Source organism: Spirosoma arcticum (assembly GCF_054779955.1).
Genome location: NZ_BAAGXG010000003.1, coordinates 133,890 through 151,827 on the forward strand (window position 1 = coordinate 133,890; position 17,938 = coordinate 151,827).

Annotated in this window: 16 protein-coding genes; 5 read left to right on the plus strand and 11 right to left on the minus strand. The window is 53.5% G+C overall.

The window, feature by feature from the left end; all coding sequences use genetic code 11:
* Positions 1 to 9 precede the first annotated feature (9 nt).
* From ACYVHB_RS07845 to ACYVHB_RS07865, 5 genes are all read left to right on the plus strand, one after another.
* A complete protein-coding gene (locus ACYVHB_RS07845) occupies positions 10 to 2,505 on the plus strand; it encodes a DUF11 domain-containing protein (protein WP_461051149.1) in 2,496 nt (831 codons plus the stop codon).
* Positions 2,506 to 2,634: 129 nt separating this feature from the next.
* Positions 2,635 to 3,369, plus strand: coding sequence for a peptidase (locus ACYVHB_RS07850; protein WP_461051150.1), 735 nt, complete (start codon positions 2,635 to 2,637; stop codon positions 3,367 to 3,369).
* A gap of 86 nt (positions 3,370 to 3,455) precedes the next feature.
* Complete coding sequence (locus tag ACYVHB_RS07855; RefSeq protein WP_461051151.1) at positions 3,456 to 4,286, plus strand: transglutaminase family protein; 831 nt, start codon at positions 3,456 to 3,458, stop codon at positions 4,284 to 4,286.
* 155 nt (positions 4,287 to 4,441) lie between these two features.
* Positions 4,442 to 5,854, plus strand: a complete 1,413-nt coding sequence (gene glmM, locus ACYVHB_RS07860; RefSeq protein WP_461051152.1) for a phosphoglucosamine mutase — start codon at positions 4,442 to 4,444, stop codon at positions 5,852 to 5,854.
* Positions 5,855 to 6,183: 329 nt separating this feature from the next.
* Positions 6,184 to 6,534, plus strand: a complete 351-nt coding sequence (locus ACYVHB_RS07865) for a YtxH domain-containing protein (RefSeq protein ID WP_461051153.1) — start codon at positions 6,184 to 6,186, stop codon at positions 6,532 to 6,534.
* Between the two features lie 226 nt (positions 6,535 to 6,760).
* Here the strand turns inward: ACYVHB_RS07865 and ACYVHB_RS07870 are convergent, their stop codons facing one another.
* From ACYVHB_RS07870 to ACYVHB_RS07920, 11 genes are all read right to left on the minus strand, one after another.
* Positions 6,761 to 7,711, minus strand: a complete 951-nt coding sequence (locus ACYVHB_RS07870; protein ID WP_461051154.1) for a YsnF/AvaK domain-containing protein — start codon at positions 7,709 to 7,711, stop codon at positions 6,761 to 6,763.
* A 62-nt stretch (positions 7,712 to 7,773) separates the two neighbouring features.
* The gene (locus ACYVHB_RS07875; RefSeq protein WP_461051155.1) at positions 7,774 to 8,226 is read right to left on the minus strand and encodes a YsnF/AvaK domain-containing protein; all 453 of its coding nucleotides are present in this window, start codon (positions 8,224 to 8,226) and stop codon (positions 7,774 to 7,776) included.
* Between the two features lie 179 nt (positions 8,227 to 8,405).
* Positions 8,406 to 8,903 (minus strand): hypothetical protein, encoded by a 498-nt coding sequence (locus tag ACYVHB_RS07880; RefSeq protein ID WP_461051156.1) that lies wholly within the window; start codon positions 8,901 to 8,903, stop codon positions 8,406 to 8,408.
* On the minus strand, positions 8,904 to 9,437 hold the full coding sequence (locus ACYVHB_RS07885) for a hypothetical protein (RefSeq protein ID WP_461051157.1): 534 nt from the start codon (positions 9,435 to 9,437) through the stop codon (positions 8,904 to 8,906).
* Positions 9,438 to 9,734: 297 nt separating this feature from the next.
* Positions 9,735 to 11,018 carry an OmpA family protein gene (locus ACYVHB_RS07890; protein ID WP_461051158.1) on the minus strand — a complete coding sequence of 428 codons (1,284 nt, stop codon included), beginning with the start codon at positions 11,016 to 11,018 and terminating at the stop codon, positions 9,735 to 9,737.
* Positions 11,019 to 11,318: 300 nt separating this feature from the next.
* Positions 11,319 to 12,038 (minus strand): bacillithiol biosynthesis deacetylase BshB1, encoded by a 720-nt coding sequence (gene bshB1, locus ACYVHB_RS07895; RefSeq protein WP_461051159.1) that lies wholly within the window; start codon positions 12,036 to 12,038, stop codon positions 11,319 to 11,321.
* Between the two features lie 77 nt (positions 12,039 to 12,115).
* Positions 12,116 to 13,069, minus strand: coding sequence for a sugar ABC transporter substrate-binding protein (locus ACYVHB_RS07900; protein WP_461051160.1), 954 nt, complete (start codon positions 13,067 to 13,069; stop codon positions 12,116 to 12,118).
* Between the two features lie 6 nt (positions 13,070 to 13,075).
* Positions 13,076 to 14,059, minus strand: a complete 984-nt coding sequence (locus ACYVHB_RS07905) for an ABC transporter permease (RefSeq protein ID WP_461051161.1) — start codon at positions 14,057 to 14,059, stop codon at positions 13,076 to 13,078.
* Positions 14,060 to 14,082: 23 nt separating this feature from the next.
* Positions 14,083 to 15,585 (minus strand): sugar ABC transporter ATP-binding protein, encoded by a 1,503-nt coding sequence (locus ACYVHB_RS07910; protein WP_461051536.1) that lies wholly within the window; start codon positions 15,583 to 15,585, stop codon positions 14,083 to 14,085.
* A gap of 72 nt (positions 15,586 to 15,657) precedes the next feature.
* Positions 15,658 to 16,839, minus strand: a complete 1,182-nt coding sequence (locus ACYVHB_RS07915; RefSeq protein ID WP_461051162.1) for a Gfo/Idh/MocA family protein — start codon at positions 16,837 to 16,839, stop codon at positions 15,658 to 15,660.
* 14 nt (positions 16,840 to 16,853) lie between these two features.
* On the minus strand, positions 16,854 to 17,888 hold the full coding sequence (locus ACYVHB_RS07920) for a sugar phosphate isomerase/epimerase family protein (protein WP_461051163.1): 1,035 nt from the start codon (positions 17,886 to 17,888) through the stop codon (positions 16,854 to 16,856).
* Between the last annotated feature and the right edge of the window lie 50 nt (positions 17,889 to 17,938).

Consider the following 17,938-nt stretch of genomic DNA (forward strand, 5'->3'; position numbering starts at 1 on the left):
TTATTCATTATGAACATACATTTCCGCTCACTCACCGTAGCCATCACTGTATTCATCATCGGTATTGTATGCGCTGGTGAAGCGTCTGGACAGTTCGATGTTACGTTTCCGTTGAACCGGATGGTTATCCAGCGTAACAACACCAATCAGGCCACTGTTCAGATTGCGGGCAGCTACGCCCAGCCATTGGATGCCGTTGAGGCCCGGCTGGTGGCCCGCGTGGCCGGTCAGGGCACCAGCACCAATTGGGCTACGCTGCAGGCCAGTCCGACCAACGGGCAGTTTAATGGCACACTGACGGCATCAGGAGGCTGGTATCGAATTGAAGTGCGGGGAATGCGCAATGGGCAGGTCGTGGCCACCGACAGTGTGTCCCGCTTTGGCATAGGCGAAGTGTTTGCAATTATGGGGCACTCCAACGCCCAGGGGTCCAGTTGCATTATCAATGGCGAAGACAAGTGCGTAACCCGCGAGGGTGCCGTCGACGACCGCGTTACGGTTGTGGGTCTCATTACGGGTACACCCGAATTTTACCAGTACGAACTGACGGCCAACACCAGCATCTTACCCGGCCTGACGGCTTTCTCCCAATTGACGACCTATAGCGGTATGTCGCCCTTCGCCAAAGTGGCGTGGAACTGGGGCCGGATGGGCGACGTACTGGCGCAGCGCATCAACGTACCGATTTTGATCTACAACGCGGGCTTTGGCGGCTCCAACATGGAGTACAATTATAAAGCGGCCTACGACATTCCGTTCGATCACGGATTTATCAAGTACTCCCTTCGGATGCCGTTTGTGAATACGCGTAACCTGATGAACCTCTACGTTCCCTCAACGGGTATTCGGGCGATGCTGGTTCTGCACGGCGAAAACGACCGGGCCAACACGACCGACCAGATAAAAACGCACTACTATGGGGTAATCGACAAGGCGAAGACCGAATTTAACAAACCCGATTTAGCTTGGATCATCGCCCTGTCATCAACTGTAAACGGACCATTTCAAAACGTCCGAAATGCGCAGTACGATGTTTCGCACAATCCGGCTTACCGAACCTACCAGGGACCCGACCTCGACGTGATGACGTCGGTTGAGGAACGGCCCGACGGCGTTCATTACTCAGCAGCAGGTCAGTACCGGGCGGGCACGTTGTGGGCCGATGCCATCACCGACCAATACCTTCAGTCTATCACACCCTACATGGCCGAGTTACAGCCGTTAGCCAGCATTGCCTGCGCCAGCGGCAACCAGCTTCAACTCACCCAGCCCGGTAGCTATTCATACAGTTGGGACACGGGCAGCACCGCCCAAAGCCTCACCGTTGGTGCGGGTACGTATTCGGCCCGGCTGCGCAACGCCCAGAAAAAAGAATACTTTCCACCCGCCGTAACAGTTCCCGGCAGCGTACGCCCGCCAACGCCAACGATTACGACCACGGGTAGCGCATCGGTAATCTGCCAGAGCAGCGGTCTAACGCTAACGTCTTCCAACAGCGCAGACCTGAACCGATGGAGCACGGGAGCAATGACGCCATCCATCACGGTCACGTCGCCGAATGCGTACACGCTGCAAGCGCAGAATGCCGTGTACGGATGCCTGTCAAATACCGTTTCAAAAACAATTAGTTTAGCCGGAACCGACCTATCGCTGTCGATGCGGGTTAGCCGCCGAACCCCCGTTGTGGGCGATACGGTAACGTTCACACTGACAGTGCGCAACGAAAGCGCCTGCGACGCACGCAACGTGTCCATGCAGAACCGCCTGCCGGATAACCTGACGTTTGTGTCGTCGGCCGATGGATTGGCCGTTGCCAATGGCGTTGTGAGCGGCACGGTAGCGGTCATTCCTGGAGGCAGTGCGGTTAGCCGCCGGTACGTTGCCCGCCTGACCGCACCAGCCGTTTATCAGAACGCGGCCGAGGTAGGTGCCGTTGTCAATATTGACCCCGACAGTCAGCCGGGGTCGGGCACCGGCGATGGACAGGACGATGCCGCATCGGTCGATCTGCGCACCAAATCGACGGGTGCGCTGGCGTTGTATGCGTCGCCAAACCCCAACCAAACGCCCCTGCCGCCTGTGCAATCCAATCAGCCCCCAGCCGCGTCTGACAAAGCTGACCTCAGCCTGACAATGCAAACGAGCAGCCGTGTTTTGACGGCGAACGAGTTGGTGACTATCACGCTGACGGTCTCTAACCGGGGCGGGCTCTCGGCTACGGGAATCAGTCTCCAAAATGAGCTGCCAACCGGGTTTCAGTTTGTCAGTTCGGCATCGGGTATGACCGGGAGCGGTCAGGTTGTAGCGGGAACAGTTGGTAGTTTGGCAAGTGGACAAGCAGTTACGCTGACGTTTGTTGCCAGGGCGGGCGGGACCGGAACGGTTGAAAACAAGGCTCAGATTACCGCTGCCGATCAGCCCGATTCCGACTCAACGATCAATAACGGAACCAACAAAGGCGAAGACGACGAAGCGCGTACCGATCTGCGAATAGCAACCCCATAACGTGGCTCGGCCAGCTCGACAACAGGGGATCGACGGGAGCCTTTTCTGAGAAAACGGCCGTGCAATCGAACAAAAACGGGGGCAACCTGTATATTTGTCTGCTGTAAACCCTGGTTCCCTCTGTTTAGAATGACGTATTGTTTAGGTATCAAAGTCGCGTCGGGTTTGATTGCAATCGCCGACAGGCGCCTGACTTCGGGTACGGAGGTATCGTCGAATCGCAAAATTTCGGTTCACGAAGTTGAAAATCACTCCCTCTTCGTTATGACATCGGGCCTGCGCTCGGTGCGCGACAAGGCAATTACATACTTCAGGGAAGTGCTCGCCGAGCGTGACCAATCGTTCAACAAGCTTTACAAAGCAGTAAATGCTTTCGGCGAACAGGTCCGGCGGGTAGCGCAGGAAGACAAAGCCGCCATCACAGCCAGTGGAATGAACTTCAACCTGAACGCCATTGTTGGTGGGCAGTTGGAAAACGACGAGGAGCACAAGCTGTTTATGCTGTATCCCGAAGGCAACTGGGTGGAGGTCGATCAGGGGTCGCCATTCAAAATAATTGGCAACTCCGGCTACGGCAAACCCTTATTATTCAGAAATTTATCGTACGAAACCAGTCTACAGGATGCGCTGAAAATCGGCTTTCTGGCGTTTGACGCTACCCGCGTCAGCGCCAACGATGTAGACTATCCCTTAGATATTGTTGTCTACCCAAAAGACAGTTTTCACATGACCGAGTACCGGCTCGAAAAAGAGGATATGGAGGAGGTGTCACATCAGTGGAGTGCCTTACTGAGCAATTCGGTCCGTAAACTGCCAACGTACTGGATGGACCCCATTTTTGATAAAGTCAGGAGTAAAGTTTAATGGAGAATGGTTAACGAATAATGAACACTGGACGCCCGGTTGTCATTATACATTACTCATTATTCATTAACCAGTTTCCCCACCCTATGCACATCCACGTTCGCCACGAATCCGAGTACACCTACGATTACCCGGTTGCGCTCGGTCCGCAAACGTTGTATCTCTACCCGCGAGCATACCCCTACCAGCGGTTGCTGGCTTACGAACTAACGATTGACCCAAAACCGTCGCGTATTGTGCGCAACATTGACGTGGAGGGTAACGTGCAGCAGTTGGTTTATTTCGACCATCCCACCCGCCATCTGAGCGTAACGGCTGAGATGGAAGTTCAGTCTGACGAATTCAACTCGTTCGACTTTGTCCTGTTTCCTTTCGACACGCAACGGGTGCCGTTTCACTACCCGAAATCTGTAGAAGACCTGCTACAGCCGTATCTGGAGCAGGTTGGCATGTCGATTAAGGTTAGGCACTGGGCGGAGCAGATTGCAGCCGGGGCCGCCTGGCAGACAACCGCGTTTTTGATGGCCCTGAACCAAACCATTCGTGAGTTCACGTATGAAGTGCGCGAACTGGGCGCTCCTTTCCCCCCCGAACAGACACTGACGCTTTGCAAAGGCTCCTGCCGCGATTATACCACCCTGTTCATTGCCGCCTGCCGAAGCATGGGCATTGCGGCCCGGTTTGTGAGCGGCTACCTACTGGGCAACCCTCAACAGGAGCATCAGCTTCATGCCTGGGCGGAGGTGTATCTGCCCGGCGCGGGCTGGCGCGGCTTCGACCCCACCGAAGGCTCGGTGGTGGTTAACCGGCACGTCTTTTTAACCTCCACTGCCAAACCTGACTTAGCCGCACCCATCAGCGGTACGTTCAGCGGCCGGGCCAACTCGGTCCTCCGGTCGGAATTAACATTTTTATGAGTACCACACCGGATCGAACGTGGTGTAGCCTGATCGTCAGCCCAGCCTTGCCCAAGATCAGACAAGACCCATGAACTGAACCGCATTTTGTCCGTTTTCTGCCCATTGCCGACTATCTTTGTGGACTTATAAGGGCATTTACCTAACCCATCAGCGTGGCATTAATTAAGTCTATTTCCGGAATTCGAGGAACAATTGGAGGGCGCAGTGGCGATGGACTGACACCGTTGGACGTAGTGAAATTTACGGCTGCTTTTGGGCAATGGCTCCGTCACCGTAACCCTGACCGTCAGGTGGTTGTGATTGGGCGCGACGGGCGGCTGTCGGGCGAGATGGTCTCTAAACTGGTTGCAGCTACCCTGCAGGGTCTCGGCCTGAGTGTGATTGACCTGGGCCTGTCGACTACGCCAACCGTTGAACTGGCCGTAACGGGCGAAGGCGCATCGGGCGGTATTATTCTGACCGCCAGCCATAACCCCATTCAGTGGAACGCACTCAAGCTGCTCAACGAAGCCGGTGAATTTATTTCGGCTCAGGATGGGACCGACGTACTGACCATTGCCGAGGCAGAGTCGTTCGATTTTGCCGAAGTGCGTAAATTAGGTCGCTACCGGACCGACGATACGTGGCTGCAAAAACACATCGACCAGATTCTGGCCCTACCCCTGGTTGACCGCGACGCCATCGCCAAACGCAATTTCCGGGTGGTGGTCGATGCCGTCAATTCGACGGGTGGATTAGCCGTACCCCTGTTGCTGGAAGCGCTGGGCGTTGAGCAAATCACCAAACTGCACTGCGAACCAACGGGCAATTTCGCCCATAACCCCGAACCGCTGCCCGAAAACCTGCGCGACATCATCAAAGAGATGGAAAAAGGCGCGGCCGATCTCGGCATTGTCGTTGACCCCGACGTGGACCGACTGGCGCTAATTTGCGAAGATGGGTCGCCGTTTGGCGAGGAGTACACGCTGGTAGCGGTGGCTGATTACGTCCTCAAAAACAGCAGTGACAAATCAGAACAGTCCCGCAACACCGTCTCGAACTTGTCGAGTACGGTGGCCCTGCGCGACATAACCCAAAAACACGGTGGGCAGCATTTTGCATCGGCGGTGGGTGAGGTAAACGTGGTTGAGATGATGAAGGCCCATGATGCCAGCATTGGGGGCGAGGGCAACGGCGGCATCATTTATCCTACCCTGCACTACGGCCGCGACGCGCTGGTGGGCATTGCCTTATTCCTGACCCATCTGGCCCGGTTCGGCAAATCGGCCTCGATGCTCAGGCGGACGTACCCGAACTATTACATCTCTAAAAACAAGATTGAGCTTACGCCGGACATCGACGTTGATGCGGTGCTGGAACGAATTCAGGCTAAGTACGCCCGGAATCCAATCAACACCATCGACGGCGTTAAAATTGAGTTCGACAAGGAGTGGGTTCACCTGCGCAAGTCGAATACCGAGCCGATCATCCGCATCTACTCTGAGTCGGAAACGCTGGCCACCGCCGACCATCTCGCCGGAAAAATCATCAGCGACATCCGGGAGCTATTAGCGGAGAAACGCTGAGTCAACAAAGTGAACAAGTAGGAGTGCCACTGCCTTTTGGCGGTGGCATTTTTCGTTAGTCAATATTCAGCAACACCAGTAAGTCAGAAATAACCCTGTTTGTTCAACACCTTTTGGCAGCAAGTTTCGGCTGGTTACGAATGAGCGGCATTTAACCCCCACTGTGTAGAAAAAACTACTCAACTAAACTTGTATTGATTTGCGAAGCAATACGTTTTCAAAAAACAATCAGCTATGAATCAACATCTTATTGACCATCGTATGCTGTGGCACAGTTTTTAAGGTATAGTAAGAGTATTAGTTAATTGAACAAACTAACTTCAGAAATCATGAGCTTTATAAAAGGAGTATTGACTGGCTTGGCTATTGGCTACCTGACGGCCCCCCGCAGTGGTAAAGAAACCCGCGAGAAACTGTCCAGCAGTGCTAAAGATTGGCAGGATCAACTCAATGAAGGTATCAACCAGGTGAAATCGCAGGTGGATCAGCTTGGTGGCCAAGTGAAGAACACCGTCGATCAGTATAAGGGCAAAGCAGAAGATACCTACGATCAGTTTAAGAACGACGCCAACAGTAGCAAGCAACAGGCCAAGTCGGCCTATAATGACAACGTGGACGATGCCGCTAACGCAGCTAAATCCGGTATCAACGAAGCTGAAAGTGCCTTCAAAATGAATTAGTGCTCTCTGGTTTACTCAACCTTATGAATAGTAAGCTCCCGCCCGATTAGATCGGGCGGGAGCTTTTTTTGGCTCCAGTGCCACAAAATAGTCGCACAGAGTCGATTGCCTGTGTAGCAAAGAACAAAGCCCGGTCTACTTGAGACCGGGCTTTGTTGCCGTTTCAATGAAATGCCTGTTAGTTGCATTAGGAGCAAACTATGACATTCATTCAATTTATCAAAACCTACTTCGTGGAGTACGTCGTATCGTCGGTGTCAAAGCCGGTCCGCTCCGTACGAACGGTGCCTTCTGTGGTGCCGAGGTTCTCAACGTCAACTTCCGTTTTGCGAACCGTATCGCGGATAACTTCGTCGTGTTCGGTTACTTCTTTGCCAATCGAAATTTCTTCAACGACGTTGGCCGTTTTAGAAACTACTGCACGTTCGGCAGTCTCACGCATCTCAATCTGACCTTCCTGGAAGGCGTTCAGATCGGCTTCCGTAGCAGGACGGTTCACTGGATTACGCGTAACGGTTACGCGCTCTTCACGCAGACGAAGGCTTTCTTCAACCGGACGCTCAACAATGCGGCTACGTACACGCACACCACCTGTTTCAACCTCGCGCTTACCTACCTGCAGATTCTCCTCAACAACCTTAATGGTATCGCCGGTATTCATGTCCCGGTCGGTCATATCCGTCAGGTCTGTGCGGTCGGTTGTGCCCATTGTGGTACCCGTATAACCCATAGCACTCGTACCAGCCACACCTGTTTCGGTTGCCATGCTGCCGTATTGAGCATCACGCTCATTTACGTCGACAGCGCCGTTGTCGTCCAGAATGTCGGCAGCCCGCTCTGCTTCATCTTCCGACTGAGCATGAACCGTTACAATCGAACTCCGGTCACCAACCCGCGAATACCGGTCGGCATCATCACCACCGCCAAACAGCGAACTAAAGAAGTTACCGATACCGCTACCTACGTCTTTCGTGTCGTCGGCTACCTCTTCAGCATACGTACCGCTGGTGTTCCTGTTACGATCCTGAACATAATCTCCACCCGTTGACGTAGACGAATCTGTCTGCGTTGCGGATAGGTCAATGCTGCTGCGTGAGAACCCGTCGCTTACTAATGCTTCTACTGCCTGTTGTGCTTCACTGGCGTTGTCGAATACTCCAATTACTGTGAGTGCCATGATGTTGTTAGTTTAACGTTGAAAAGATTGATTAAGATTAATTTATAACGAAGGCTTGACAATCAAACCGAGCGTCCTTCTTCACTGTCGACCCGCTGCACAGTCACCTCCTCCCGGCGAAGCATGACCCGCTGCGTTTCATTGGTTGTTGTCTGCCGCCTGGTAACGTGCACCTCCTCAACCAGCAACAACCGTTTTTCGGTAATCAGTACTTCTTTCAGTACCGGGAAAACCGTCGTGTCTCCATCATAACGCACCGCCGGGGGGGCATCTACGTATTGATTGATGGTGACCCGCTCCACACTGAATGCTTCAGTTGTTAACGGCACATCAACGGTCTGCTCTTCTTCCACAACCGTTTTGTTCACCAGCAAGCGACCCGTTTCAACAACCCGCTTCTCGACCAGCAACTGCTCTTCAATAACTGGAAATGTATTGATGTCAGTCGTGGTCAACCCCTGCGTAAAGGGAAGAGTTAATTCAGTGGGCTTGTCGAAATCTTGAGTTGAATCCATTGGTGGCAGATGCTTCGGGGGGCGGTTATTAATAACCGGTGACGCCTTATTAAAAGAGTTGAACAAGTCTATTTGTTCTACATTTCCTGTTATTTTTATGTTAGCAACGTCTGTATCAGCGGTACAACGTTGCCAGCCCTCTTTTTTGAGCGTCGTCGATCTACGGACTATATTCTGCACTACCGCATCTCGCTCACAGGTCGATCATACCGGCTATAATCGTCCTTGGAATCAGTACCCATTTTAGCTCCGTACCCAGCGGCTGCTACGCCAATCAGCAAGCCAAGGAACCCAAAAATGGCCCCCTTCGACGCGGCCGAGGCAGCATCATCTGCCACGTGACGGGCCTTGATTTCAGCCTCTTTTTTGGTTTGTTCAAACTTAACACGCGCCTGCTGATACGTCTTCGTCCAGTTGTCAACGACCTGTTCGGCTTCGGCCCGGCTTTTGCCCGTCCGTTTCATAACTACGTTGACGGCGGCATTCCGGTCGATTTGATCGGCAACGCCTTCGCCCCGTTTCACGAACTGGTCAATGATACCATCGGCGGTTTCGTCGGCTCCCTGCGGATTAGAAGCAGCTCGTCCGGCGGCATTCTGTGCCTGATCACCTGCCCGTTCAACCTGATTCTCCAGCGCTTCGGGACGCAGACCGGGTTTGCCCGTTTCGCGCAGCAATTAGTTAACTTCACTTTTCAGATCGCTGAGGTCCAGATCCACACCGTTGGCACGTAACTGGTCCTGAGCCTGATCTGCTAATCCCGGCGCAGCAGCCGCAATGCCTGAACTGGCCCTGCTTACGATACCGCTCACTAAACTGCTGGCTCCACCAATGATCCGCCCAACGGCTGTTGTCAGCAGATAAACAGTAAAGAGCGTTACCAAGCACCACGTCAGTACGCCGTGAATAACGCCGTCGAATAGACGCGGTGTGCTGGCCAGCCGACCGGCTACCCAACCACCCACAAACAGCGACAGCAAACTGCTGACGATGTACCAGATGGCGGTTCCAATGCCCAGACCGGCCGCCGGGTTTTGCTCATCAACGGCATCAATTGAACTTAGCCCGACACCAATACCCAGTAGTGTCAGCAACATTTGAGTGACAATAGCCACCAAAACTCCGGCAAAAACGGCGCTCCACGATATGCGCTTCGTTAAGGCAAGTCCTCCCGTTAGCGGGCGTTCTGTGTACGTAGTTGCACGATCCATATTACTTTTTGTGTTAGTTGAAAAGAAGGTGAGAGTTCAGTCGCTCACCAGAGCGCATCTCTGTCAAAACCATGCCGCATTCGTAGTTGATAATCTATACTATTGATTATCAATAGATATAGTAGACAAAAGCTATTTGTCGGTCAATTGCCCTACTTCTCAACGGGGAATTTGTTACTCAAAACTGTGTAGTAAGGATGCATTATTAGGGTTAAGCTGCGGTACTTTTACTTAAGTAATACACAAAGAAAATCCCGCTGTAGCGGGATTTTCTTTGTGTACGTGACTGATTACGCCTTACAACTTAGTGACAACTACGTCGATCCGGCGGTTTTTCTCACGACCCGCTTCCGTTTCGTTCGTTGCTACCGGCTTCGACTCGCCCCGCTCGCGCGTTGCAACCCGCCCGGCGTCGATACCCGCTTTCACCAGCTCAGCTTTGACAGCATCGGCCCGATCCGCCGACAATGGATCATTGAGCGATTCAGGACCGGTGCTGTCGGTGTTGCCTTCGATGCGGATGTTCAGACTGGGATACGCCTGCATAATTTGAATCAGGTCGTCTACATTCGGACGGGCTTCCGTTGTGATGCGGGCCGAGTTGGTTTCAAAGGTCAGATTGTCAAACGTAAATATCTTCGGAACCTGACCACCTTTGACGGCTAAAAACTTGGCTAACTGGAAGTTGAACGAGTTTTCAGCCACGTTCAGCTTACGGCCACCCGGCAGGTCGACACCCACGCGAACCTCAGGACCCGAAGCGGCTGCGTTTCCATCTGTATCAGAGGCAATCGTTTCGGTTGTATCAGCACTAACTACAGTTCCCTCGCGAGCATCTGTGGTCGCGGTTTCGTCACGGTCACACATTCGTGTCAGCAGCAGAAACAAACCAATCAGGCCTAATGCCAGTAGCAGCCAGCGCCACCAGCCCCCCCCTTTGTTGTCGTCATCGTCGGTGCGCACGGTGGACGTGACCGGAGCAACGGGCGTGACCGGAACAACGGGCGTAACCGGCACCGACGTTGTTGTTACGCGGGTTTGGGTAATGGTAGGCAACCAGGCAACAGCCGTAGCGAGGGCGGCTGGGATACTGGCCCGAATGCCGTCGGTCTCGTCCCGAAACAGTGTAGCAAGTTGGGTTTCGCTTAAACTCCCCGTCCGGATTCGGGTATGCAGATAACCCATCAGCACCGACGCGACCAAACCAATCAGGGTGCTGGCCGATGCTTGTTTAATGCCACTGTAGGTAGCCGTCTCCTGGGCCAACTGCCCTATTTGCCCCCCGTGTAGCTTGGTCATGAATTCGTTACCCGATTGAGCGGCTTTCTGGCGGTCTTCCGGCGTTTCGACTAACTGCTCCATATTCTCGGAGTCGAACTTGGCATTGTTCAGCAGGTTATGAATCAGCGTAAGGCCATCGCTCTGATTTGATCGGTTGATGACCCCAGCCGTTACAGCGGGCAACAATCCGTCCACTGCCGTCTTGGTGGATGCTGGATTTTCATCGAGTGTCTGAGCTAAATCGTTGACCGTAGCCGTCGTGAATTTAGAGCGCAGATGCTCCAAGATGTGATTGGTCATTTCAATTAGTGATTAAGAGAACGTTGAGATTGTTAGTAAAATAATTGAACTACGTCACGTTGCTGAGTTCACTATCGACACCGATGTGCTAATCAGCGTTTGTTCGTCAACACAACACGAACAGCAGTGCATGGTTACTTTTTCGTATTGTGTGGTACGAAACTGAGTATAAACAACATGGATAAGAGGGGATTGCCAACGACACTCTCATCGTCAGCAACCCCCTCTTTTGACTTTTTCGCCCGTGTTTTGCACCAGCGAGATGCGTTATTTACCGGTGAGTAGCCGCCGTAGATAGCCTTACACCAATGCAAACAAATCCGTTATGCCCAGCATCCGTTTGCTGATGAAGCCCTCGCCAAATTCTACCCCGATGCGGTGACCATGTTCGCGGGTGCGGGCTTCCAGAAACTTCATGAATGGCTCACCCGATATGTAACTCTGCGGCTCGGAACTATCGGGGTTAAAAAACTGGCTCTGGTACGCTTTGATAGCTTCTAATTTTTGATTCCAATACGGCGACACATCGACCACAAAGTCGGGCGTTAAGGAACGGTCCTGGATGAAGTGATAAATGAAATTGGGCCGGTGAGCTTCCTGCGACTGCCCGTCTTTGCCAACGGTCTTAATTTGCCGCAAACCGGCGTAGAAACACGCCTGAATCACTAATTCAGCCGCCCGGCCGTGGTCGGGGTGGCGGTCATCGGGGGCGTTAGTCAGCACAATTTGGGGCCGATACTGCCGGATAATCGGAATCAGGGCCATCTGGTGCTCCTCATCGTTGCGGAAGAAGGCGTCGCGGAAGCCCATGTTCTCGCGGGCAACCAGCTTCATTTGCTTTGCTCCTTCCGCCGACTCCTTCAGTCGAATTTCCGGAGTGCCACGGGTGCCGAGTTCGCCCCGCGTCAGGTCGACACCAGCAACGGTTTTACCCTGGGCTACCAGCGACAAAACGGTGCCGGCACAAGTCATTTCAATATCATCGGGGTGGGCCGCGATGGCCAGAACGTCAACGGTCATGAAGTATCAGTGGGAAAATTACAGTGTTACTACTACCTGAATACTACTACAAACCCCACCCGAAGGTTCAACGGTGTTTATTTCAAAAAGTTAGACAAGTTCTCTTTCGTGACTAACTGAAACGGAATCAGCGTTTGCTTCTCATACGCCTGACCTTTGGCGGCTTTGATGGCTGTTTCGATAGCTTTCGATCCCTGCTGCTGGGCGTTCTGAAAAATCGTGGCATCCAACGTGCCTTTTTTTACGGCCTGTAATCCATCGGGAATAGCATCGATGCTCACAACAATCACCTTATCGTTCAAACCCGCATCGGTCAGTGCTTTCACGGCTCCCAGGCCCATCTCGTCGTTTTGGGCAAACACCGCGTTGATTTGTGAGCCGTAGGATTGAATCCAGTTTTCCATCAGAGACATGCCCTTAGCCCGGTCCCAGTCAGCCGTCTGGTGAGCAAGGAGTTTCAGGCCGGGGTACTGCTTCAGGATCTCGCGGGCACCCTGCTCCCGTTTTATCTGGGCAGCCTGACCCATGTAGCCGTGCATCATCAGCACGTTGCCTTTCCCCCCTAACTTGTCGGCAATGAACTTCATAGCAATCCGCGCCGATTCCACATCATCCGAACCCACGAAGGCCGACGGTTTCGCGCTGGTCTCCGAGTTGACGTTGATAATTGGAATTTTCGCAGCCAGCGCCTTCGTCACGGCGGGCGAACTGGCTTCCACCTCGCAGGGATTCATGATGATGGCGTCTACGTTCTGCGCAATGAAGCTCTCGACCTGCTCCACCTGTTTGAGCGCCGACCGCTCGGCATCGACGGTGACTAACTCAACACCGGTTTCCTGCGCTTTTTTGGCGATTTCGTCGTGTACGTTGACGATGAATTCATTCTGCATACTGAGCATGGTGACGCCCACAATCAGTTTCTTTCCTGCGTTGTCCTGACCTTTTTCATTGGACGCAGATTGACTGCAACCGATTAGCAGGCTAACGGCGAGTAGCGTGATACCAGGCAGATTCGATGATCTGAGTTTCATTAGGAGTCAATTAGTGGGTCGATTCAAACTGTCCAGCACCACGGCACCGATGATAATGATGCCCATCACGATCTGCTGGTAATAAGACGTGACGTTGAGCAGATCCAGGCCGTTGCTGATGACGCCAATTAATAACGCCCCAATCAGCGTTCCGGTCATGGTTCCGATGCCGCCCGAGGTGCTCGTTCCGCCGATGATAGCGGCCGCAATGGCATCAAGTTCGAAGCCGGTTCCGGCGTTGGGCTGGCCCGTTGTGATGCGGGACGTAAGTAGGATTCCGGCCAGTGCGGCTAATCCTCCGCTCAGCGTGTAAACCACCATTTTCACCCGGCTTAAGGCAATACCCGATGCTCTGGCCGCTTGTTCGTTGCCCCCAACGGCGTACATATACCGACCAATAACCGTCTTTTTGAGTAACCCCGAACAAATGATAAACGCCAAAATCAGGATGATAATGAGCATCGGAACGCCCCCAATTTTACCGCCACCAATGAAATTGAACGAGTCTGATAAATTGGATACTGGACGGCCTTTGCTCAGAATTAGCGCTAATCCCCGGCCAATGGTCATGGTGCCCAGCGTGACAATAAACGGCGGAACCCTGCTCCGGGTGATGACGAAACCGTTAAACGCACCAAACACCAACCCCGCAGACAGGCCAGCCAGTACCGGCACAGCCACCGGATACGTATCGGGATGGGCAAACAAGGCCGCCACCACGCCCGTAACGGCCACCATGGAGCCAATGGAGAGATCAATGCCGCCCGTGATAATGACGAACGTGACACCAAACGCCAGCAGGGCGTTGATGGACACCTGGGTGACGATGATTGTCAGGTTTTGAACGGTTAGAAACTGGGGAGTAATTAGCGAAAGCGCAATACAAATGCCGATGAACGCCAGCATAAGCCCGTACTTACCAATGCCCCGAATGCGCGTTTTGTACGAATTGTCAACTTGATTGAACTGAGTAGTGAAGCCGCTTTTCATTGGTGATCGGGAGAAATTGGCAATTAAGGCTGCATCGCATAGCGCAGGACCGTTTCGGGCGTGGCTTCTTCCCTGGAAAGCACGGCTGTTTGTTTTCCTTTCGCCAGCACCAGTATCCGGTCGCTCATGCCCAGCAGTTCGGGAAGCTCAGATGAAATCAGGATAATAGCGATACCAGCCGCTTTTAACTGGTCGATCAGTTTATAGATTTCGGCCTTCGCCCCTACGTCGATGCCCCGCGTTGGTTCATCGAGGATAATCAGCGACGGAGACGATAACAGCACTTTTCCGATGACAACTTTCTGCTGATTACCGCCACTGAGATAAACTACTTTCTGGTCGGGTCCAGCCGCTTTTATCGTCAGATCAGTCATCATCTTCGTAGCGGCTGCCGACTCACTGCTGGCCCGAATGAACGGTCCATCAGCGTATTTCGATAAGCTGGCCAACGTCATATTATACTTGACCGACAAACCCGGAATAAACCCTAACCGCTTCCGGTCTTCACTAACGTAGCCAATGCCCTGTCGGATGGCGTCGCACGGTGATTTGATGGTTGCCGGTTTACCCAGGATGTAGATTGCGCCACTGTCGATGCGGTCCAGGCCGAAAATAGCACGGGCAACTTTCGTTCGTCCGGCACCCATCAGCCCCGCTATGCCAAACACTTCTCCCGCGTGAACAGCAAAATTGATGTCGGCAAATACGCCGGAGCGACCAAGCTTTCTGACCGACAGTACTTCGTCGCCTTTGCGCCCGGTCGAATTGGGAAACAGGCTACCAATCTCCCGACCTACCATCAGGGTAATCAGGGTGTTTTCGTCCAGTTCAGAAGCCGGGCTGGTGCTTACGTAGTTGCCATCCCGCAGCACGGTGATCGTGTCGGCAATGGAAAATATCTCGTCCATCTTGTGCGAGATATAAATGATGGACACGCCTTTTTCCCGGAGACCCCGGATGATGCCGAACAGTGTAGCGACTTCCCGGTCCGACAGCGCGGACGTCGGCTCATCCATAATAATCACGCTGGCATCGTTGGAAATGGCTTTCGCAATGTCGACCATCTGCATTTCGGCCACGCTCAGGTCCTGCATTTTTGCATTGGGGCGGATGTTCACGCCCATTTGCGCCAGCAGTATTCCTGCCTGATTCGTCAGATTCCGGTCATTTAACCAGCTAAATAATCCGCCCTTCGTTTCCCGGCCCAGGAAAATGTTTTGTGCCACCGTTAATTCGGGAACAATTAGTATTTCCTGATGAATCATGGAAATACCTTTCTTTAGCACATCGTGGACGCTACCGGCTTTCAACTCATTTCCGTCGAAGATAATCTGGCCCGAATCCGGCGTCAGCAACCCGATCAGAATCTTCATGAACGTGGATTTCCCGGCTCCGTTTTCGCCCATCAAGGCGTGTACTTCACCTTTTCGAACGTTCAGTTGAACATTGTCCAATGCCTTTACACCCGAAAACGATTTCGTGAGTCCGCGTACCTGAAGAATGTAGTCTTGGTCGGGAGTGGGCATTGTTTGGTGACGGATGTTACCCCACGGCAGCGGCCGGGGACGGTCGGCCGCTGCCGTGGGGTAGAGCACTCATTAAGCTGTTTCCTTTCTCCCATTGGCAAAGGCTTCAGCCCCTGTGTCTTTCCAGCTTTTCGAGTTGGCTGACTCAATTACGGCTTCGCAGACTTTCTGGGTTTCCAGCGCATCCTGGAACGTGGGTGCGCAAGGGTCACCGGTTTCTAAGCTTTGGAGGAAATCGGCCACCTGATGCGTGAACGTGTGCTCATAGCCGATGCTCGTTCCCGGTATCCACCAACGATTCATGTACGGCTGATCGCTGTCCGTCACGAGGATAGAACGCCAACCCCGAACGACCGACTCATCGCTGTGATCGAAGTATTCCATGCGGTTCATGTCGTGCAAATCCCACCGGATGGACGCGTGTTCGCCGTTGATTTCAAAGGTGTACAACGCCTTGTGACCACGGGCGTACCGAGTCGCTTCAAACAGACCCAGCGAACCATTCTCGAAGTGACAATGGAACAGACAAGCATCGTCGATACCCACTTTTTGCACTTTGCCCGTCAACTGGTGAACCCGTTCTTTCACAAACGTTTCGGTAACGGCCGATACGTCGGTGATGGCCCCGTTCAGCCACATGGCCGTGTCGATGCAGTGGGCCAGCAGGTCGCCCGTCACGCCGGAACCGGCTGCGTCGGCGTCTAATCGCCACAGCGCGGTTCCGCCCTGCGGCAGGTCGGCGTTGATGGTCCAGTCTTGGAGGAAGTTGGCCCGGTAGTGAAAAATACGTCCCAGCTTACCCGAGTCGACGATTTGCTTAGCCAGCGTAACCGCCGGGACGCGCCGGTAATTGTACCAGACTGTATTCTGAACGCCCGCCTTTTCAACGGCTTCGACCATGCGTTGCCCCTCGGCTAATGTGCGGGCGAGTGGTTTTTCGCACAGAATCATTTTTCCCGCTTCGGCAGCCGCAATCGCGATTTCGGCGTGCGTATCGTTGGGGGTGCAGATGTCGACGGCGTCAATATCGTCGCGGGCGATGACCGCTTTCCAGTCGGTCTCGAAGGACTCGTAGCCCCATTGCTCGGCGAATTTCTGCACGTTGTCGGCGTTGCGCGAACAGACCGCTTTCAACACCGGTCGGTATTCCAACTCGGGAAAGAAATGACTAACCTGGTTATAACCGTTGGAATGCGTCCGGCCCATCAGGCCGGTTCCGATTAATCCAATTCGTAGTTCTTTTTTGTTTGCCATGTTAGGTGAGGTTTTCACGATTCATACCAGCCGTGCAACTTACGGACGTTGACCATCGTGGCCAGAATATCGTTCCAGGTCTGCTGGTTGTTCATGACCTGATTGGGGAACATGCAGCCATCCCAGCAGATGTGTTTGAAGGCCTTGGTGAGCTGACCAGTTTCATCGCGTAGCCAAAACCCGGCGTCGTTGGCTACGTCGAGTTTGCCGTTGGGGTCCAGCGCCTGGCAGTGCCGCCCGGTTTTGTCGTGAGAGCCCGAGCCAAATACGGTCCCGTCATTTTGGGCAACGTGAAAGTCGATGGTCCACGGACGCAGAGCCGCCGTCAATGTCTTAAGCGCTTTGGTCAATTCGCTGCGGTCGCTCCAGTCATAATTCTCGGGCAGAATGCGGTCCTGTTCGCGATTGTATCCCATCGTGTACAGCAACGTGTGCGCCATATCAGCCTGGAAACCCATATTGGGCCGGTTAACGGCTTCGAGGGTTTCCAGCATAGTTTTCCAACTGTGCATCCCGCCCCAGCATATTTCACCCTCGGCGGCTAATTTCTCACCGTAGTCGGCCGCTACGTCGCAGGCTTCGCGGAAAGTCTGGGCAATAAGCTTGGTGTTGCCGGTTGGGTCGGCGTCCCAGCTTTGGGGCGAACTGGCCGAATCGACCCGTACGACCCCGCTTGGCCGAACGCCTAACTCGCGTAACCGCTGCCCAACGTGGCAGGCCTTACGAATCATTTCGGCAAACTGAGCACGCTCCTCCTGGCTGCCCATTGCCGGATTGCCCCAAATCGGCGCGACCATCGAGCCGATGTTCAGGTTATACCCGGACACCTTATCGGCCAGCCGTTTAATGTCGTCGTCCGACATGTCGATGTTGAGGTGTGGGTCCATCAGGCCAATGTCAACGCCATCGAACCTGACCCCATCCACCTCGGCGGCTGCGGTCATTTTGAGCATCGTATCGAACGGGATAGGAGGTTCGGAATCGGGGCCTTTACCGACGATACCCGGCCAGGTTGCATTGTGGAGTTTGGGGTAGTTATTTTCGTTCATGGCAAAGGGGTTAAAAAATTTCGGTGATTTATCATTCCGACTGGTCCGCC

Bases quoted from the DNA above. Each gene is read 5' to 3' on its own strand.
- ACYVHB_RS07845 (WP_461051149.1), top strand. From the start codon at position 10: ATGAACATACATTTCCGCTCACTCACCGTAGCCATCACTGTATTCATC.
- ACYVHB_RS07850 (WP_461051150.1), top strand. From the start codon at position 2,635: ATGACGTATTGTTTAGGTATCAAAGTCGCGTCGGGTTTGATTGCAATC.
- ACYVHB_RS07855 (WP_461051151.1), top strand. From the start codon at position 3,456: ATGCACATCCACGTTCGCCACGAATCCGAGTACACCTACGATTACCCG.
- ACYVHB_RS07865 (WP_461051153.1), top strand. From the start codon at position 6,184: ATGAGCTTTATAAAAGGAGTATTGACTGGCTTGGCTATTGGCTACCTG.
- ACYVHB_RS07870 (WP_461051154.1), bottom strand. From the start codon at position 7,711: ATGGCACTCACAGTAATTGGAGTATTCGACAACGCCAGTGAAGCACAA.
- ACYVHB_RS07875 (WP_461051155.1), bottom strand. From the start codon at position 8,226: ATGGATTCAACTCAAGATTTCGACAAGCCCACTGAATTAACTCTTCCC.
- ACYVHB_RS07885 (WP_461051157.1), bottom strand. From the start codon at position 9,437: ATGGATCGTGCAACTACGTACACAGAACGCCCGCTAACGGGAGGACTT.
- ACYVHB_RS07890 (WP_461051158.1), bottom strand. From the start codon at position 11,018: ATGACCAATCACATCTTGGAGCATCTGCGCTCTAAATTCACGACGGCT.
- bshB1 (WP_461051159.1), bottom strand. From the start codon at position 12,038: ATGACCGTTGACGTTCTGGCCATCGCGGCCCACCCCGATGATATTGAA.
- ACYVHB_RS07900 (WP_461051160.1), bottom strand. From the start codon at position 13,069: ATGAAACTCAGATCATCGAATCTGCCTGGTATCACGCTACTCGCCGTT.
- ACYVHB_RS07905 (WP_461051161.1), bottom strand. From the start codon at position 14,059: ATGAAAAGCGGCTTCACTACTCAGTTCAATCAAGTTGACAATTCGTAC.
- ACYVHB_RS07910 (WP_461051536.1), bottom strand. From the start codon at position 15,585: ATGCCCACTCCCGACCAAGACTACATTCTTCAGGTACGCGGACTCACG.
- ACYVHB_RS07915 (WP_461051162.1), bottom strand. From the start codon at position 16,839: ATGGCAAACAAAAAAGAACTACGAATTGGATTAATCGGAACCGGCCTG.
- ACYVHB_RS07920 (WP_461051163.1), bottom strand. From the start codon at position 17,888: ATGAACGAAAATAACTACCCCAAACTCCACAATGCAACCTGGCCGGGT.